We start from the raw sequence: 16,667 nt of genomic DNA, 5'->3' as shown, positions 1-16,667 counted from the left end.
CCCCACTCGGGCAGTTTTGAAGCTGCTTTCTGCAACCGCATTGCCGCATGTGCACAATCGCTCTTGCGCCGCACCGCGCAATTTAATACCTCATTGAGCAGGAAAATCGTAATTTCATTACTCAGACGAGGTCCAGATGAGCTTTCGCATCCAACCTGCCGCACCGGCGCGTCCCAATCGCTGTCAGCTGTTTGGCCCGGGGTCGAACACCAAACTGTTCCCGAAGATGGCAGCATCCGCCGCAGATGTGATCAACCTCGATCTTGAAGACTCGGTTGCGCCTTCGGACAAGGATACGGCCCGCGCCAATGTCATCGAAGCACTGAACACCGTGGACTGGGGCAACAAATACATGTCCGTTCGCATCAACGGATTGGATACCCCGTACTGGTATCGCGACGTTGTCGATGTATTGGAACAGGCGGGCGACCGTCTGGATCAGATCATGATCCCCAAAGTCGGCTGCGCGGCAGATGTCTATGCGGTGGACGCATTGGTCACCGCCATCGAACGCGCCAAAGGTCGCCCCAAACCAATCAGCTTTGAGGTTATCATCGAATCTTCCGCCGGCATCGCCCATGTCGAAGAAATCGCAGCCTCCTCGCCCCGTTTGCAGGCTATGAGCCTTGGCGCGGCTGATTTTGCCGCTTCGATGGGGATGCAAACCACCGGCATCGGCGGCACGCAGGAAAACTATTACATGCTGCACGAGGGTGCGAAACACTGGTCCGATCCATGGCACTGGGCACAGGCCGCCATCGTTGCCGCATGCCGCACCCATGGCGTGCTGCCAGTCGACGGGCCCTTCGGTGACTTCAGCGATGACGAGGGGTACATTGCGCAGGCCAAACGCTCGGCCACGCTGGGCATGGTGGGCAAATGGGCCATCCATCCCAAGCAGATCGCGCTGGCCAATCAGGTGTTCACCCCCTCGGAAGAAGCCGTGTCAGAGGCCCGCGAAATCCTCGCCGCGATGGAGCAAGCCAAAGCCAATGGCGAAGGTGCGACGGTTTACAAAGGACGTCTGGTCGACATCGCTTCGATCAAGCAGGCCGAGGTGATCGTGGCACAAGCCGAGTTGATCGCGGCCAACGGCTGATGCACAATAAAAAAGGCGCCCGACCCGGCGCCTTTTTCCAACTTTGTTCTGGTATCACCGCCCAAAAACAGCATTCGGCGTCCAGGTGAACCTTTCGCCCTTTTTACCCGACTTCATCATCAGGCAGGATGTTCCAAGCTTTTGGAAATAGATGATCTTGAGCGGGTACCACCCTGCCTTGGGCACTTCGACTTCGGTCCGCTGGTTGGCCTCACAACCCTGAATACCCGTGACATAGCCTATATTTTGGCCTCCGACGAATGCTTCTATCCCGTCATTCGACCAGGTTTCCAACTCGTAAACCCCAGGCGAGTCGAACCGCATATATCCCGTAATCTCGGCAGCAACATTGTAAGCGCCGTCGAATGTCATGACATTGTCACCCTGACTGGTGTCCCTGTAATCCAGTCCCTGCAGCGGTTGCCCTGGCTGCGCTTTGGACAGCATGCTTTTTGCCTGACTCAGATCGCGGATCTTCTTGTGTTGATTGCCTGTGCCAATGTACTTCACATTCAGCCCCGCCTTCGGAGAAGGCTGCGGGTTGGCAGGTTGCAGTTTCAGCGGGGCAGACAAGGCGGCCCCGGCAACCACTGACAAGGCAACTGCGGCCGCCACTGTTCGAACGCGTTTCATCGTAATCTCCCTGTTTGCGTGCCGTTCTGGCTGGGCATATCCCAAGGCAACGTCATTTCCATGACTTTAGGCTGTGAGTTTTCGCCCTGCAAGAGAGTGTGCCTTCACAATTCAAGACGTCACGCTCGCAAATTCTTGGGTGAATCCATGACCACATAGGATGTGATCGAGGTGACATGCGGCAGGGTCCCCAACACCTCGGTATGGAAGGTCTTGTAAGACGGCAGGTCTGCACATTCGACCCGCAGCAGGTATTCGATTGTTCCCGTGATGTTGTGGCATTCGACAACTTCCGGGGCTAGTTGGAGCGCTCGTTCAAACCCCTCCTGCGCGGCCTTCGTATGCTCGCCCAGCCCTACACCAATATAAGCGACAAAGCCGATACCCATCGCCGCCGGGTCCAGAACCGCGCGATAGCCTGTGATCACCCCGGCCCTTTCAAGCTCTTGCACGCGGCGCAGGCAGGCCGAAGGGGAAAGGCCCACACGCTCAGCCAGATCCAGATTGCTGATCCGTCCGTCACGGGTCAGCTCCTGCAATATCTGGCGGTTTATTCTGTCATTTTTCATCATTGATTGCACAACTACAGGAAACACGCACAAAAAAGCAATTTCATTTGCCGCAGAGCGGACAATACTTCGCGCCATGACTTATGACATCCTGATGGCCCTGATCGCCTTTGCCTTCGTAACCTCGATCACACCGGGGCCGAACAACCTGATGCTGATGGCTTCGGGGGCAAATTTCGGCTTTCGACGTTCGATTCCGCATATGCTGGGCATTGGGCTTGGCTTTACCTTCATGGTGCTGCTCGTCGGATCTGGTCTGGTGCAGGTCTTTGATCGGTATCCCGTCAGCTATTCGGTGCTGAAAATCCTGTCGGTGATTTATCTGCTCTATCTGGCCTGGAAGATTGCACATGCCGCGCCGGCAAGCAGCGCCGAGGTGACCGGAGTGCCGATGACATTCCTGCAAGCCGCTGCGTTTCAATGGGTAAACCCAAAAGCCTGGGCCATGGCCCTGACCGCCACCACGGCCTATACACCGGATCGGACGATGTATGCGATTGCCGTCGTGGCGCTTGTCTTCGGGGCCGTCAACTTACCGTCGGTCAGCACATGGACCGTGCTGGGACAGCAGATGGCACGGTTACTGACCAACCCACGCCGACTGGTTGTTTTCAACTGGACAATGGCTGTGCTGCTTGTGGTTTCGCTCTACCCCGTGCTTTGGCCGGAGTGAGTTTCCCCATAAGTCGATTTCAGCGATTGTTCTGCTGGGCATGTCGGGAATGTGCTGGCAAGAGAAAGAATCTCTTAATCTGATCAACGGCTTTTGACATGAACGATGCCGCTTCAGTGTCATCTAGTTGCATCTGAGGCCAGCCAGCGGCATATAGCTAGGAAATTTCACGCAGATGAGGCGTCATGACCCAGTATCTGGATTTCGAAAAACCGCTGGCCGAGATTGAAGGCAAAGCTGAAGAGCTGCGCGCGCTGGCCCGTGCCAACGAAGAAATGGATGTGGCCGAAGAAGCCGCCGCACTGGATGCCAAAGCCTCCAAGCTGCTGGATGAACTCTATCGCGACCTGACACCCTGGCGGAAGTGCCAGGTGGCGCGTCACCCGGAGCGCCCGCATTGCAAGGATTACGTGGACGCATTGTTCACCGAGTTCACCCCGCTGGCCGGTGACCGGAACTTTGCCGACGATCTCGCCGTTATCGGTGGTCTTGCGCGCTTTAACGATCAGCCGGTGATGGTGATCGGCCACGAAAAGGGCAGCGATACCAAGTCGCGGATCGAACGCAATTTCGGGATGGCCCGCCCCGAAGGCTATCGCAAGGCAGTTCGTCTGATGGAGATGGCCGGGCGTTTTGGCCTGCCTGTCATTACCCTGATCGACACTGCTGGCGCCTATCCGGGCAAAGGAGCAGAGGAACGCGGCCAATCCGAAGCGATTGCCCGGTCGACCGAAATGTGTCTGAAAATCGGCGTGCCGCTGGTTTCGGTCATCATCGGCGAAGGCGGCTCGGGCGGCGCTGTGGCGTTTGCGACCGCAAACCGCGTGGCGATGTTGGAGCATTCGGTCTATTCGGTGATCTCGCCGGAAGGCTGCGCATCGATCCTGTGGAAAGATGCCGAAAAGATGCGTGAAGCGGCCGAGGCGCTGCGTTTGACCGCTCAGGATTTGCACAAGCTGGGCGTATGTGACCGGATCATCCCGGAACCCAAGGGTGGCGCACATCGCGATCGACCGGCAACGGTTGAGTCGGTGCGCGCGGCCATCACCGCCATGTTGACTGAACTGGACGGCAAGGATGGGGCGGCCCTGATAAAGGACCGCCGTCAGAAATTCCTTGATATCGGGTCGAAGGGGCTGGCGGCGTAACCGTCAGCCACCCAACCTGCGCAGCAAAGCAACCGAAGGCTCACCTGTCACGGGCAGACCGTTGGCGCTTTGATAAGCGCTGATGGCTGTGGTGGTGTTGTTTCCGATCACGCCATCTGCGCCTTGCGTGTCATACCCCGCAGATGTCAGGCGGCGCTGCAATTCCTTGCGGTCGTCCAGCGTAAGCCCACTTGCATCCGGCCCGAACGAGGCCTGAAACGGCGCCCCGCCCGCGATCCTGTCCGCCAGATGACCGACACCGATCGCGTAGCTGTCCGAGTTGTTATAGCGTTTGATTACCTGGAAATTGCGGAACACGGCGATGCGGGGGCCCGGTATTTGCGGCTGCAACACGGCCACCGGAGTACCGGAAACACGCCCCGCCTCTCCGCCCCAGGGTTGGCCCCGCACCCAACCTGCACGCGCCAGATATGCCGCTGTCGAGGCCAGCGCATCTGTCGGATCATCTGACCAAATGTCGCGCCGCCCGTCGCCGGTGAAATCCACGGCATAGGCAAGATACGAGGTCGGAATGAACTGCGTGTGCCCCATCGCCCCGGCCCAACTGCCGGTCATGTTGGCAGGCGTGGTATCGCCGTTCTGAAGGATCTTCATCGCCGCGATCAACTGACTTTCAAAGAACTGCCCACGCCGGCCATCATAAGCAAGCGTCGACAGAGCCGATACAACTGGTACATCGCCGCGACGCGTGCCGTAGCGGCTCTCCAGCCCCCAGACGGCCACGACGATTTCCTTATCCACGCCATATTGCGCCTCGATCCGCGACAGGGTGCCGTTATGTTGCCGAAGCATCTGCTGGCCGGTGCTGATCCGTTCGTCCGAGGCCGCGATGGCTAGGTAGTCTTCGAGGCTGCGCTTGAATTCGACCTGATTTCGGTCGCGTTCGATTACGTCGGGCAAATACCCGGCCCCCTGAAAGGCACGGTCAACGGTTGTCCGGGAGATCCCCTGCGACGCTGCCCTGCCCTTGAAACCGGCAACCCAGGCATCCCACCCGGCATTAGGAACAGCCCGCATCCGGGTTGCAGGCGTGCCGGACGGAGCGGCACCGCCTGTACAGGCGGCCAAAAGCGTTGATCCGAGGCAAATGGAAAAAGTCCGGCGAGTGATCATGGTTTGGGTCTGCTCTTGTTTGTGATTTGCCGTAAGAGTAACCCAGCCGGGTTGCACAGGCCAGAACAGTGACACCTTGGACGGGCGCTTTGACAATGTCGGCAGGAAGCCGCTCAGCTGACCAGCAAACGCAGCCCCTGCGTCACATCCGAGCGCACTGCCAGCCGCAATCCCGGCTCGTCCCCGGCCTTGAGCGCGGCGATGATCAGCTTGTGATAATGTGGCGGCTCAGCGCGCCTGAGACGTCCGTAAAGCGCCCGCATCGTTGGGCCAAGTTGCAGCCAGACGGTTTCAGCAATGGCCAGCATCGCAGGGGCCTGAGCGCGCAGATACAGGGTTCTGTGAAATTCCAGGTTTGAACGGATATAGCCAACCGCATCCCGTTTGGTCACCATCTCGGCAACTGTCATGTTGATGCTCTGCAACCTATCGATCAGGGCCATGTGTGCCCTGGGCAAGGCCCGGCTTGCCAGTTCGACCTCAAGCAAGGCGCGCAAGGCAGCCAGTTCCTCAATCCGGTCATTCGTCAGCTCCGGGGTCGAAACCCGGCCCGATGTGGACAGGAACAATGCCCCTTCTGCGGCCAGGCGGCGGACCGCCTCTCGCGCCGGAGTCATTGAAACACCAAATTCCTTGCCGATGCCCCGCAGCGTCAGGGCCTGCCCCGGTGCCATCTCACCATGCATGATCCGGGATCGCAGCGCCCGGTACACCCGGTCATGTGTTGCGGTCTGGGTTTCGGAAGGGCGCGCGGTCAACATATGCTCATGTGATCACAAAAAGGCGCCACGTCAACTCGGCTCTGTGTCAAATCTGTAGCGATGCAACTCGGCCCCGTTGTCGCGCAACCAACGGCGGGGCGGCTGATACGGACCAAAGATCTTTTCAACCTGCGCCCAGAAGGCAGGCGAGTGGTTCATCTCGGCAAGATGTGCCACCTCATGCGCCGCGACATAGTGCAACACGTCAGGAGGTGCCAGAATAAGACGCCACGAAAACATCAACCCGCCATGCGAGCTGCACGACCCCCAACGCGACCGCGTGTCACGCAGGCTGAGTGTCGTGTACGAACGCCCCAGCATAGCTGCATAATCATCACAGGCGCCGGTCAACCGGTCTCGCGCCAGTTCCTTCAGGAACCGGCCCAGTCTGCGGGCCTCGGCCCCTGTCGGCACGGCAACCTCATCTGCATTCAGCATAACCCGCCGCCCGGTGGCAGGGACGATTCGGCGTGCTTTCCCCTCGATCGGGATCACTTGCCCAAACTGCACGGTGGCCATATCGGGCCGACCCTGAAGATGCTGCCGGATCCACTCTTCCTTGGTGCGCGCAAAGCTCAAGGCCTCGGATTCCGGCACGCCCTTCGGGTAAGTCAACGTGACGCGCCCATCCAGCTGGGAGATTCGCAGGCTGATACGCCGCGCCCGAGCCGATTTGCGCAATCTCAGTGGCACCGGCGGTGTCCCTGGCAATGCGTGCTCTCCCATATCGCGACCTCTCTTGCGCAAAGACTTTGACAGTGCCCTCTGCCTGTGGCAGGTGAGCTGAATCATTTAGACGACTCACCTGATATCAAGGGGATTTGACATGCCCAAGGAAGAATGGGGCGTAAAGCGTGTTTGCCCGACAACTGGTAAGCGGTTTTACGACCTGAACAAAGACCCCATCATCAGCCCCTACACTGGCGAGATTGTGGAGCTTGAAACAGTCAAAAGCCGCATGATCGCGGCGGATGCGGAAGACGCGGCTTCGGTCAAAGCACGTGAAAACACGGCGGATGACGATCTGGTTCTGGACGATGATGACAGCGTCGACGTGGATTTGGATGACGATCTGCTGGACGACGATGATGACGACAGTGATGACGTTTCACTGGACGACATCACCGACATGACGTCAGACGACGACAACTGATCAAGTAAAAGGCGATCCCCTGGGATCGCCTTTTACTTGAGAGGGACAGCCCGGACGGAAATTCGCGTCCAATTCCAATTTTGGACTTGCACTCGCAGCCGCTGTCTCCTAAACGTCCGTCCACCATACCGATGGTACAATGATGGGGCCTTAGCTCAGTTGGGAGAGCGCTTGCATGGCATGCAAGAGGTCAGGGGTTCGACTCCCCTAGGCTCCACCAAAACCTAACAGAACAACTAGATAGCAAGCATTAGAGCGGTGTGACACACAGGTGTGACACAAAATGAAGCTGCATGCGTACCTCTCACTGTCTAGACACGGCATATATTACTTCCGTTGGCCCCTGCCCGACACAAGACCAAAACCCCACACTGGACCAAGCACCACACATCGGACAGTGCATTGGGCTATCGCCCACCAGCCCCGGAAACCATCATTCCAATGGATCAGAGGCCGACGATGCACTAACAATCAAACTGGACTAGTCAAATGAGGCTGTTCACTATCAACGGCGGCCTCGTGATCAACAAACATAAACTGGCTAGACTGGTTGTTTGCGAGTGCGTCCTTGCAAAGTAGCTTACTCAAACGCCCCACAACGAGCTTCGCCGATAGCGTCATGGTGAGGTCCATAGCATCCCTCTGCACCATGGCCGTGCCAGTCACCGTGGTGATGCCTGTCCGTGCATGCGGCCATAGCTATGAGTATAGCCAAAAACGCCACCGTTCTCCGGGTTGCTTTTATGCTGTTGCTCTGACCCATTTGCGAAGCACCTTACCAACAATTTGGCAACCTACGCTTTGACACAAGTCAACACTCAACTGCAACGTCGTCCACATCTCTGCAGTTAGGGGTTTAGTACGAAGGACCTTCTCATGTTGCTAGCTACGAGGAGGCGGGCCTAAAAAGCTCGAAATTAAGTTGGTCACAATCCATAATTATAAACGTGATGGCGTTGTCATGCTTGGTCTGCTGCAGTAGCGTCCTGAACCATGGTCATCCGACGATACTCAATTGTGCTACTAGTCAGCGTTCTGGTCACCCTGACCGGTTTTGGCACCGTTGTTCATGCGCTATCAGATGGCTGCATCGGCCTTCACTGTGAAAGCCACATGCAATTAACAGAACACGCTTCCGTGGCTAAAAATAACATCGATAAGTCGTCCCCAAACAGCCACCATGACCCGGACAGTTCAGGAACCGGCGAGTGTAATCCCTCTATCTGCCAAGCCATTGTTTTGCTCGCCCAGAACGGAGAAGCCGCGCAGGATCAACGTGAAATTGATCCAGAATTTCAGATTGGAAATCAAGCCAAGCCGATTGAACCGGATAACCCATACAAGCCCCCTGACCTTTGAAGCAGCGTAAATCCTTGCGAACATCTGCGACCTGCGCGTGCCGCTGTTCGCAATGAACCGCAGCACTATAAGCTTCCAAAATGTCAGGACCAATCCATGAAAAAAAGTTACTTACTAGTCGGTGTATGCACCGTCGCTGCCGTCGCCGCTTTCATAACCCTTCGGCCCGGTTCAATCGAAGAGACTACGCCGCAGGAGGCACTTGAAGGCGATGCTATGGTCGCAATTCAGATGCCGTCAATTGAGGGCAATGCTGTAATCGGTCAGCGTGTCTTTGATGTCTCCTGCGCTACTTGCCACGGCGTCAACGCGGTCGGAGTAGAAGGCGCAGGACCGCCTCTGATCCACAAGATATACGAGCCCAGCCACCACGCTGACGAAGCCTTTCAGAGGGCGGTTTCACAAGGTGTAAGAAGCCATCATTGGCAGTTTGGTGACATGCCGCCGGTCGAAGGATTGACGCGAGGCGACGTTGCCATGGTGATCGCGTACATTCGTGAAATCCAGCGTGCTAATGGAATAAATTGAGGACAGAACCATGAAGAAGATCATAACGCTCGCAATCATGGCTGCTATTCCCAGCGGGGTACTGGCGCATTCCAAGGCCGAAGAAACGACACCTGCCAACGGGGCTACTGTAACCTCTGTGCCCGCCGAAATTGGCCTCAGCTTCACCAAGGACATCCGGTTGACACGGATTGAGATGGCCCATGAAGAGCAAGCGGCGATACGCTTGGATTTGGGGGACCAAACAAGTTTCCGTCAGGTGTTCACGATCCCATTGCCGGGCAATGGAACCGGCACCTATGTCATCGAGTGGCGTGGTTTAGGTAAAGACGGCCATGCGATGCAGGGCGAATTTTCCTTTTCCGTGGAATGAGCATGCCAGACATTTGGGGAGTTGTCGCAATCCTCGCAAAGCTGGTGCTCTACATCGGCTTTGCTGGGTCCACCGGGCTTGTCGTCGTGAAGTGCCTCTATTCCGAACTAGTCGCGCCGATAAGCCTTGCGATGAAGCGCCAAGCCATGGTCTTGGCGTGGCTTTCCCTCGCAGCAACGGTATTTGGCTTCATGCTCCGAGGAGCCGCCTTAACAGGCGGAGTTGACGGCATGGTCGATCCAGAGATGCTTGGCTTGCTTTGGCAAACATCCGTAGGCGACGTACTTGTTTATCGCCTTGCAGGCGCAGTGTTGATCCTTGTGGGACTGTCTGTTCCTCGCTTTGGCCTATGGATCGCGCTGTTGGGTGGCGCATTGGCCATGTGGTCCTTTGCACAGATCGGACATGTGCCGGAACTGGAGAGTTTTGGTGTCCAACTCTTGCTCCTGTTGCATCTTCTATGTGTAGCCTTTTGGGTGGGTATCTTTAGCCCGCTGCGGGGTATGGCTCTCATGCCTGAACACCTGACAGATGCTGCTGAACTAGGGCACAGGTTCGGACAAGCTGCTGCACTGATTGTGCCAACGCTGGTCGCGGCGGGTCTCTGGATGGCTTGGTTGTTTGTTGGCAATCTCCAAGGGCTCTTGTTCACTAGCTACGGTCAGGCTCTGTTGCTCAAAGTGTTCCTTGTGGCGCTGTTGTTGATCCTCGCCGCTGCCAACAAGCTCCGATTTGTTCCGGCCTTACAAAGCGGAGAGGCTAAAGCAGCGCAACGCCTCGCCCGATCTATCGAGGTTGAGGCAATAGTCGTATTTGCGGTTCTGGCGACAACGGCGACACTCACCAGCGTACTAACGCTTCCGAGTTAAGGTAGGTAGAGATGAACAAACACCTGTATGCACTCGCTATATGCAGTATTGGTACTAGCGTCGCTGCAGATCATGAGTTGTTAGACCGGGACCTCGCGAATGGGCAAAAACTCTACGCAGAGTACTGTGCCTCGTGCCATGGAGTTAATCTGGAAGGCCAACCCGACTGGCAAACACCCGGCAATGACGGAGTATTACCCGCCCCACCACATGACGTGACAGGGCACACATGGCACCATGATAACCAGCTACTGTTCGAGTATACCAAACTAGGTGGGGCAGACGCATTGGCAGCACGCGGTATTAAAGACTTCAACAGTGGCATGCCGGGCTTTGAGGGCACCCTGACTAACGACGACATATGGGACGTGCTGGCTTACATACGCTCCACTTGGCCTGACGATGTTCAGCAAATGCAGGCTAGTCGCAACCTTCCTCATCAGTAAAGGACAGTAGTCTGGTGTCGGTTTGGGTATACACAGTTCAACGTAGCAGGTTGAGTGCTTCTAAGTGTGACACAATGGTGAGACACTCTGCAAACCAACACACTACAATAGTGTTTACTATCAGGGCATTAGGCGTTCGGCAGCGTTTCCCCCAGGCTCCGCCAAAACCTAACAATACAACCAGTTAGCAAGCATTAGAGCGGCGCGACACACAGGTGTGACGCAAAATGAAGCTGCATGCGTACCTCTCACTGTCCAGACACGGCATATATTAATTCCGTTGGCCCCTGCCCGACGCGGCACCAAAACACCGCACCAGACTAAACACCCCGCGTAGAACCTTCGTGTGTCATTGCGTACTAGATGCCCTAATGAGACTGGTACTCTGGCACGGCGTCTTGCAGTGTGCAGCGACACAATAGCAAAGCACATAGAAGCATCGGGCACGAACCACGGCGAACTCCGCACAAAGGTGCATAAGCACTTCACTTCCAACATTGGCATCCAAACCCGTTGGAATGACCCTGACTTCTTTTTGGGGCAACCAGCGCAGATACGCAGATCCGTTGCCGAAAGCGCCTGTTCTTGCTGATCCGCCACGTGGCGAACGCGGATGCGCTTGGGCAAGCGAGCCTGTCTGCTGGGCCGCGCTACACCCATTCCGACTTCACTCAGCGCCGTGTAATTGTCATATCAAAGAAAAATGCAGCATCAAACCGACCCTGATTGGAATGCACGGTTTTGCCACTGGTAAATTCCTTCGAAAAACTCTGAGTGACCGAGAATGGTACAACTCGGGTTTTTCCAAACAGGTATCCCACGTTTCCTGAGATCCGCAGTTTTCCGTTGTCAGACAGCGATGCGCGAAACCTTTGCGGACGCGACGCACCGGTTCCAGTATTGTCTTGAGCACTAATAAGTTGAAACCCGGCGGCCGATTTGCGGTACACCACTCGCAGCATTGTTTTAGGCTTTTCGTTGGCAAGTTCGCCGCCATTGTAACGTGGGTCCGGTCGTCTTTTGAATTCGATGACATAGTCACCATAGAAGGCGTTTTGGGCGTTCTCGTTTGGGGGCGACTTGGGTACGGCCACCAGTATCTGAGGGTCTGCTTGTTGGTCGCTTTGCGCGGATGGTTCTGGTTTTGCAACATTTTTCAGAACGGCGTAGCTCTGTGCTGTGAGGTATCCGGTTCTTTCTGCGCCATTTTGCCTCTGAAACTCTTTCAGAGCTTCACGGGACCGAGGCCCGAAGATCCCATCCACTGATCCAACTGAAAACCCAAGCGCGTTCAGGCCGCGTTGAATGCTCCGGTAATCGTTTCGGTTCAGATTCAGACTGGCCTCGATGTCCGAATTCGAGCGTGGCAACGGTGCAGGCGCGTCTAGGCGGCTTTCGGTTCCAGGGGGTGAAATCGTCGTTTTCGGCGTGACGAGTGTGGCAATCTTCCGATTTGTGCGTCCGACCACATCCGTAACTTGTTGAGAATATTGCCCCGCGCGGGTGTCTGGATACAGCTGCGCGATCAGCTTCAAAGCGCCCTGCTTCGCGCTTTCGTCTTCCAGCTGCATGGCCTCGCCCAGAACACGTTGCGCCGACCGCTCGCGCTCATCGACAGGGCGAACGGCATTGGTAGCATCTGTAGTGGCATCGTCACTATTGATTGGCTCTTTGAGTGCTGCTGGGACAAGGAAAATGTCATGACCGGGCAGAGACCCATAGGTGAATGGCTCCTGATACCCATCTGTAAGTTCGTAAACTGTATCCCGCACCTTCCGGAACATTTTCCCAAGCTCCAACCCGGGTACCTCGATATGTTCAAGAAAGGCCTCTGCATACGGGCTGTTGCGACCGTCACCATCCAGCGCCAAAGTCCCGCCTCGCGCTGAATACCCGACAAGAACCCCACTGGGATCGATGCGGCCTAACCCTTGACCGATTGATCGGGTTGCAGTGGTTCGAACCATATCGCTCACGAACGGGTTGTTCCGACACGCATCCACTATGACCAGCTTCAAGCCTTTCGCAGTCGAAACGGCGTTGAGCACCGTATCCAGACGGATTGCCTCGAATTCTACGTCCTTGTCACTCCTGAGTTCGGCATTGGTCGGTATCAGGTAGTTTGTGTTGTCGATTTCGATCCCGTGACCTGCAAAATAGACTAATACCATATCCGCATCGACTACATCCTCAGAGAAGTCTCTTAAGGTCAGGCGCATTTCGCGGTAGTCGAGGTTTTGTTTTGCTGTGACATGAAAGCCGATCCTCTTGAGGGCGGCAGAAATATCCTGGGCGTCATTGGCTGAGTTTGGGATGTTTGACACATGCTCATATCGTGCATTTCCAATTACCAAAGCCACACGTTTTGCATGAGGCGTTTCCGCAAGTGCTGCGTTCAGTCCGAACATCAAAACGAAGCTCAGATATATCCACGATCCAAAGAAGCATTGGTGCAATTGGCGCGTTAACATGGCAAAATCGTCCACTGAAACCGGACCTAATATAGCATAAATGGAGTTTATGGGCGACGTTGTTGTCAAACCAACTGCTTCACTTGGGCCTTTTGTGACGTCAGCACCCACCGGACAGATTTAGGGGTTTGAGCAACGGAGGATTTCTGGTTCTCCGCAGCGGGCACTGAAAAGCCACTTGGGACTTACCGAACATTCCCGGTGTTTTGGGACGGCAATCCCTATCTGGATAAATACGATCTGCTTCTCAAGGAGCGTCCCAGCAGGTTTCGCGTGCCCTCTCTGCGCAATGTCGCGCTGACCGCGCGCTATTTCCACAATGGCTCGGTAAGAGGTCTGGAAGAGGCGATCAAAGTTATGGCCGTTTCTCAGTTGGGACGCACCCTTTGCGATGATCCTTTGGCCGACATTCGCATTGTGGCCGCGAGCGTTGAAGACACGGTTCCAGGGCTGAATATTGACATGTTCACAAATCGCACGGTGAGCCGACAAGAGGTGTCTAACATTGCCGAATTTCTGCGGTCGCTCACAGCGGCCACGCTTCCCGATTAGGTTTTTTGCATGAAGAATACCCCAGAAGGGACGTTGGATCGATCAAACGACTTTGCCAGTTTCGATTGTTGGGGATCACGATGCCCACCGCTCAGGGTAAACGACAAAAAGGTTACATCCGTGGAGTACGCTCCGAGACGATATTCTCGATCGCATCGGCAAGGTGGACGTCGGCAATCGCAAGATCACCACGTTCAACGCGCAGCCTGTGCGCTTCGGCCAGAACGTCACCATGAGTTGCACCTTCAGGCGGCTCAAAGCGGTAACTCGCAAGCTCGATCCTCAAACCCAACGGGTCGTGGAAATAGATCGAGTTCATGAAGCCCCGGTCTTTGATTGGCGTGTGCTTGATACCCCTCTCGTCAAGCCGTTCCTCGACCTGCATGAGAACCGAGCGTGACACCGCGAAGGCCAGATGATGAACCGCGCCAACCTGATCCCTGAGCAAACTGCCGGACGGTTTTCGATCTTCATTGGTGAACACCGTGATCGTCTGGCCGTTACCAGCAGCAAAGTACAAGTGACCCTGTGAATGATCGTCCAGGTTTGGTTGATCGAAGATAAGCGAAAACCCGAGAAGACCCTCCCAGAAGTCTATTGACGTTTGCCGGTCTGCACCAGTCAGGGTGATGTGGTGAATGCCCTGTGCCTGTAATTTGCGCATGTTGAGTTTCCTCCCGTTTGATGAGTTCTCACCTCGCCCGGCTAGTTGAAGGTGAGAAGAAAACAAGCGCCTTGATTGCTTGGTACAACACTGAGTTGCCCACCAATTGCTTCCATGGTCGCTTTGACAATATTCAGGCCCATACCTGTGCCACCGGCCTCTCTTTTTGTCGTAAAGAAGGGCTGCAAAATCTTGTCCTTGTTCCCTTCACTGATACCGGCGCCATTATCCGCAATTTTTAGACTGATGACACCGTCGTTCTGATAGGCTGTCAGCACGGCATTCTGCGCGCCGTGTTGCTGAGCGTTCTCGAGCATATGTGTCAGTATGATGTGCAGGGTGGGTGCCGCGACGGGCAAGGGCAAGTTATCGTTTTCAGCCTTGATGGCAAGCGCCGGGAACGTCTGAACGACCTGATCAGTGATGTCGTTCAGACAGCATGTACCGTTGATGGTACTCTGATCGGCCAGGCTGAAGGCGCGCATGTTTGCCAGCAGATCCTCCATCCGTTTTCCGCCCTTTTCTACAGTGTCCAGCAGGCGGTGCTTTTGCGCAGATGGCAAATCGTCGTCGCGCAGCAGCTCTGCCGCGCCTTTCAGGGCGGTGAGGGGTGACTTCAGCTCGTGGGTGACATGGGCGGTGTACGTTTTCAATCCGTCCTGCTTGTCCTGCAAGCGTTCCGTCAGCGATTGAAAACTACGGCTCAGATCCGCGATTTCCCGCGTGCCAAGCTGGTCTGGTGGTTCCCATGCCTTACCACCGTGGCCCGCCATCTGGCTGCGCTGGATCAACAGGTGGATCGGCCGGGTGATGAACCGCCAGAATACGTACCCGATAAGCGCCGTGGACAAAGCGACAAATGCCGCGGCCTTGGCAAGGTTGAAACGTTCGCCGTACAGAAAGCGGAAAATATGGTTCGGGGTGCGGCTCAGGTAAACCGCCCCGATCAAGGTCTGATCCACGTACACTGGCATCGCCACGAAAACGCGCACACGGGCACCGCGGCTGAGGGTATAAAGCGCAGGCGTTGCATCCTCGCGCACGCGGGTGCGCGCGACCGAGACGGTTTTCCCTGAAAGGGCCTCGCGAACCTCGTCAACATGGCCCAGCTTCTGCCCGATTTCCGCGGTTCCGGCAAACACGTTCCCATCGACATCCAGCATCCGGTAACCCGCTAGGGTTTGCGCCTGGGCGGCGTTGGCGATGCGGCTTAGCGGGGCGGCGATGGCCTGATAAACCGAACCGGGTCGGACGGTTGCGGGCCGCGCGTCCGGGCGCGGTGGCAGAACCGTTTCGCGATTGACCGACAGTGATGGGAACACCGCGTGCTCGGTTGAGATTGCACTCGGGCGCGGCGGCTTGATCCCGGCTGCATCTGCATAAAGCTCGGCATACGCCGCTGACATAACCGCAGCCTGTGTCAGCAGGCTTTCTTCGGTCTGTTGCACCAGTTGACTATCATAAAAGCGGAACAGGACCAGCCCGGCAAAGGGCAAGCACAGGACAATGCCCAGCACCAGCAGAACGATGGTCCACAATCTGGGGCGCCATTTGCGGTTCAGCCGGGCGTGCATGCACCCATCCTGAGGCCGACACCGTGAATGGTCACGATCCCCTCGGCACAGCCGGCCTGGGCAAGTTTGGCACGGACATTGCGTATATGGCTGTCAATGGTGCGGTCCGAGACGTGGATGTTATAGCCGTAAAGCGCATCGATCAGCTGCGCCCTGGACAGAACGCGGTCGGGACGGGCCATCAGAGTTGCCAGCAGCCGAAATTCCGATCCGGTCAGTGTCACGGACGTTGAAGCGAACCTGCACAGGTGCCGCTCTGCATCCAGGTGCAGGCTGCCTTGCGACAACACTGGATCGGGCTGGGCAGGTGTCGGCGCGCTGCGTTTCAGGATGGCCTTGATCCGGGCCACCAATTCGCGTGGGGAAAAGGGTTTCGTCAGATAATCATCGGCGCCCAGCTCCAGCCCGACGATACGGTCGACCTCGTCATCGCGGGCGGTCAGGAACAGGATCGGCACGTCCGAGGATTTGCGGATTTCCCTGCATACTTCCAGACCATCCTTTTCTGGCAGCCCGATATCCAGCACGATCAGATCGGGGCTTTCCTGGCGGTTTGTATCAAGCGCGGTCAGGCCGTCGCTGGCCAGAAGTGGCGCATAGCCTGCCTTTTCAATCGCGAACCTTGTTACCTCAAGGATATCCGGATCATCGTCGACAACAAGAATGCGTGCAGGCATCAAAT

The 16,667-nt window shown here is 56.3% G+C and carries 19 protein-coding genes and 1 tRNA gene; 11 read left to right on the top strand and 9 right to left on the bottom strand.

The genetic code is table 11. From position 1 onward, the window contains the following. The first annotated feature begins 136 nt into the window (after window positions 1-136). The gene (locus ACR0NZ_RS12875) at window positions 137-1,099 is read left to right on the top strand and encodes an L-malyl-CoA/beta-methylmalyl-CoA lyase (protein ID WP_480473958.1); all 963 of its coding nucleotides are present in this window, start codon (window positions 137-139) and stop codon (window positions 1,097-1,099) included. A gap of 54 nt (window positions 1,100-1,153) precedes the next feature. On the opposite strand, the gene ACR0NZ_RS12870 is transcribed toward ACR0NZ_RS12875, so the two are convergent. Then, a complete protein-coding gene (locus tag ACR0NZ_RS12870; protein ID WP_480473959.1) occupies window positions 1,154-1,732 on the bottom strand; it encodes a PA14 domain-containing protein in 579 nt (192 codons plus the stop codon). A gap of 119 nt (window positions 1,733-1,851) precedes the next feature. After that, window positions 1,852-2,304: an Lrp/AsnC family transcriptional regulator gene (locus tag ACR0NZ_RS12865; RefSeq protein WP_480473960.1), complete on the bottom strand. Its 453-nt coding sequence runs from the start codon at window positions 2,302-2,304 to the stop codon at window positions 1,852-1,854. Window positions 2,305-2,377: 73 nt separating this feature from the next. Here ACR0NZ_RS12865 and ACR0NZ_RS12860 point away from each other — a divergent pair, with 73 nt between their 5' ends. Together ACR0NZ_RS12860 and ACR0NZ_RS12855 are read left to right on the top strand one after the other, a co-directional pair. Further along, complete coding sequence (locus ACR0NZ_RS12860) at window positions 2,378-2,974, top strand: LysE family translocator (RefSeq protein ID WP_480519374.1); 597 nt, start codon at window positions 2,378-2,380, stop codon at window positions 2,972-2,974. Window positions 2,975-3,159: 185 nt separating this feature from the next. Continuing rightward, a complete protein-coding gene (locus ACR0NZ_RS12855; protein WP_480473962.1) occupies window positions 3,160-4,122 on the top strand; it encodes an acetyl-CoA carboxylase carboxyltransferase subunit alpha in 963 nt (320 codons plus the stop codon). Window positions 4,123-4,125: 3 nt separating this feature from the next. On the opposite strand, the gene ACR0NZ_RS12850 is transcribed toward ACR0NZ_RS12855, so the two are convergent. The 3 genes from ACR0NZ_RS12850 to ACR0NZ_RS12840 form a co-directional block, all read right to left on the bottom strand. Beyond that, window positions 4,126-5,256 (bottom strand): lytic murein transglycosylase, encoded by a 1,131-nt coding sequence (locus ACR0NZ_RS12850; protein WP_480519372.1) that lies wholly within the window; start codon window positions 5,254-5,256, stop codon window positions 4,126-4,128. 113 nt (window positions 5,257-5,369) lie between these two features. Then, entirely contained in the window at window positions 5,370-6,017 is a 648-nt protein-coding gene (locus ACR0NZ_RS12845) for a GntR family transcriptional regulator (protein WP_480473964.1), read from the bottom strand. A 30-nt stretch (window positions 6,018-6,047) separates the two neighbouring features. Then, on the bottom strand, window positions 6,048-6,743 hold the full coding sequence (locus tag ACR0NZ_RS12840) for a M48 family metallopeptidase (protein ID WP_480473965.1): 696 nt from the start codon (window positions 6,741-6,743) through the stop codon (window positions 6,048-6,050). Window positions 6,744-6,843: 100 nt separating this feature from the next. On the opposite strand from ACR0NZ_RS12840, the gene ACR0NZ_RS12835 reads away from it, so the two are divergent. The 7 genes from ACR0NZ_RS12835 (at window position 6,844) to ACR0NZ_RS12805 (ending at window position 10,724) form a co-directional block, all read left to right on the top strand. Then, a complete protein-coding gene (locus ACR0NZ_RS12835; RefSeq protein ID WP_480473966.1) occupies window positions 6,844-7,170 on the top strand; it encodes a TIGR02300 family protein in 327 nt (108 codons plus the stop codon). 144 nt (window positions 7,171-7,314) lie between these two features. Further along, a tRNA-Ala gene (locus ACR0NZ_RS12830) sits at window positions 7,315-7,390 on the top strand. A 797-nt stretch (window positions 7,391-8,187) separates the two neighbouring features. Then, a complete protein-coding gene (locus tag ACR0NZ_RS12825) occupies window positions 8,188-8,529 on the top strand; it encodes a hypothetical protein (RefSeq protein ID WP_480519370.1) in 342 nt (113 codons plus the stop codon). 96 nt (window positions 8,530-8,625) lie between these two features. Next, on the top strand, window positions 8,626-9,057 hold the full coding sequence (locus tag ACR0NZ_RS12820) for a c-type cytochrome (protein ID WP_480473968.1): 432 nt from the start codon (window positions 8,626-8,628) through the stop codon (window positions 9,055-9,057). 10 nt (window positions 9,058-9,067) lie between these two features. Next, window positions 9,068-9,409: a copper resistance CopC family protein gene (locus tag ACR0NZ_RS12815; protein ID WP_480494746.1), complete on the top strand. Its 342-nt coding sequence runs from the start codon at window positions 9,068-9,070 to the stop codon at window positions 9,407-9,409. A 2-nt stretch (window positions 9,410-9,411) separates the two neighbouring features. After that, entirely contained in the window at window positions 9,412-10,278 is an 867-nt protein-coding gene (locus tag ACR0NZ_RS12810) for a copper resistance D family protein (protein ID WP_480519368.1), read from the top strand. An 11-nt stretch (window positions 10,279-10,289) separates the two neighbouring features. Next, complete coding sequence (locus ACR0NZ_RS12805) at window positions 10,290-10,724, top strand: c-type cytochrome (protein WP_480519366.1); 435 nt, start codon at window positions 10,290-10,292, stop codon at window positions 10,722-10,724. A 671-nt stretch (window positions 10,725-11,395) separates the two neighbouring features. Here the strand turns inward: ACR0NZ_RS12805 and ACR0NZ_RS12800 are convergent. Next, window positions 11,396-13,132: a caspase family protein gene (locus tag ACR0NZ_RS12800; protein WP_480519364.1), complete on the bottom strand. Its 1,737-nt coding sequence runs from the start codon at window positions 13,130-13,132 to the stop codon at window positions 11,396-11,398. A 264-nt stretch (window positions 13,133-13,396) separates the two neighbouring features. On the opposite strand from ACR0NZ_RS12800, the gene ACR0NZ_RS12795 reads away from it, so the two are divergent. Beyond that, window positions 13,397-13,747, top strand: a complete 351-nt coding sequence (locus tag ACR0NZ_RS12795; RefSeq protein WP_480473974.1) for a hypothetical protein — start codon at window positions 13,397-13,399, stop codon at window positions 13,745-13,747. 112 nt (window positions 13,748-13,859) lie between these two features. On the opposite strand, the gene ACR0NZ_RS12790 is transcribed toward ACR0NZ_RS12795, so the two are convergent. The 3 genes from ACR0NZ_RS12790 to ACR0NZ_RS12780 are packed head-to-tail and all read right to left on the bottom strand — an operon-like array spanning window position 13,860 to window position 16,662. Next, complete coding sequence (locus ACR0NZ_RS12790; RefSeq protein WP_209505961.1) at window positions 13,860-14,411, bottom strand: VOC family protein; 552 nt, start codon at window positions 14,409-14,411, stop codon at window positions 13,860-13,862. 41 nt (window positions 14,412-14,452) lie between these two features. Next, window positions 14,453-15,985: a sensor histidine kinase gene (locus ACR0NZ_RS12785; RefSeq protein WP_480519362.1), complete on the bottom strand. Its 1,533-nt coding sequence runs from the start codon at window positions 15,983-15,985 to the stop codon at window positions 14,453-14,455. Further along, the gene (locus ACR0NZ_RS12780) at window positions 15,970-16,662 is read right to left on the bottom strand and encodes a response regulator (protein ID WP_480519359.1); all 693 of its coding nucleotides are present in this window, start codon (window positions 16,660-16,662) and stop codon (window positions 15,970-15,972) included. The genes ACR0NZ_RS12785 and ACR0NZ_RS12780 overlap by 16 nt, the downstream gene beginning before the upstream one ends. Between the last annotated feature and the right edge of the window lie 5 nt (window positions 16,663-16,667).

The sequence above is a fragment of the Ruegeria sp. AE3 genome (genome assembly GCF_056542225.1).
Note: the sequence above shows the minus strand (reverse complement) of the source record. Positions and strands in the feature narration are given on the sequence as shown.

Coding starts and splice junctions, on each gene's coding strand:
- ACR0NZ_RS12780 (WP_480519359.1), bottom strand. CDS start 16,662: ATGCCTGCACGCATTCTTGTTGTCGACGATGATCCGGATATCCTTGAG.
- ACR0NZ_RS12785 (WP_480519362.1), bottom strand. CDS start 15,985: ATGCACGCCCGGCTGAACCGCAAATGGCGCCCCAGATTGTGGACCATC.
- ACR0NZ_RS12840 (WP_480473965.1), bottom strand. CDS start 6,743: ATGGGAGAGCACGCATTGCCAGGGACACCGCCGGTGCCACTGAGATTG.
- ACR0NZ_RS12865 (WP_480473960.1), bottom strand. CDS start 2,304: ATGATGAAAAATGACAGAATAAACCGCCAGATATTGCAGGAGCTGACC.
- ACR0NZ_RS12815 (WP_480494746.1), top strand. CDS start 9,068: ATGAAGAAGATCATAACGCTCGCAATCATGGCTGCTATTCCCAGCGGG.
- ACR0NZ_RS12790 (WP_209505961.1), bottom strand. CDS start 14,411: ATGCGCAAATTACAGGCACAGGGCATTCACCACATCACCCTGACTGGT.
- ACR0NZ_RS12855 (WP_480473962.1), top strand. CDS start 3,160: ATGACCCAGTATCTGGATTTCGAAAAACCGCTGGCCGAGATTGAAGGC.
- ACR0NZ_RS12870 (WP_480473959.1), bottom strand. CDS start 1,732: ATGAAACGCGTTCGAACAGTGGCGGCCGCAGTTGCCTTGTCAGTGGTT.
- ACR0NZ_RS12820 (WP_480473968.1), top strand. CDS start 8,626: ATGAAAAAAAGTTACTTACTAGTCGGTGTATGCACCGTCGCTGCCGTC.
- ACR0NZ_RS12810 (WP_480519368.1), top strand. CDS start 9,412: ATGCCAGACATTTGGGGAGTTGTCGCAATCCTCGCAAAGCTGGTGCTC.
- ACR0NZ_RS12845 (WP_480473964.1), bottom strand. CDS start 6,017: ATGTTGACCGCGCGCCCTTCCGAAACCCAGACCGCAACACATGACCGG.
- ACR0NZ_RS12800 (WP_480519364.1), bottom strand. CDS start 13,132: ATGTTCGGACTGAACGCAGCACTTGCGGAAACGCCTCATGCAAAACGT.
- ACR0NZ_RS12875 (WP_480473958.1), top strand. CDS start 137: ATGAGCTTTCGCATCCAACCTGCCGCACCGGCGCGTCCCAATCGCTGT.
- ACR0NZ_RS12805 (WP_480519366.1), top strand. CDS start 10,290: ATGAACAAACACCTGTATGCACTCGCTATATGCAGTATTGGTACTAGC.
- ACR0NZ_RS12860 (WP_480519374.1), top strand. CDS start 2,378: ATGACTTATGACATCCTGATGGCCCTGATCGCCTTTGCCTTCGTAACC.
- ACR0NZ_RS12835 (WP_480473966.1), top strand. CDS start 6,844: ATGCCCAAGGAAGAATGGGGCGTAAAGCGTGTTTGCCCGACAACTGGT.
- ACR0NZ_RS12850 (WP_480519372.1), bottom strand. CDS start 5,256: ATGATCACTCGCCGGACTTTTTCCATTTGCCTCGGATCAACGCTTTTG.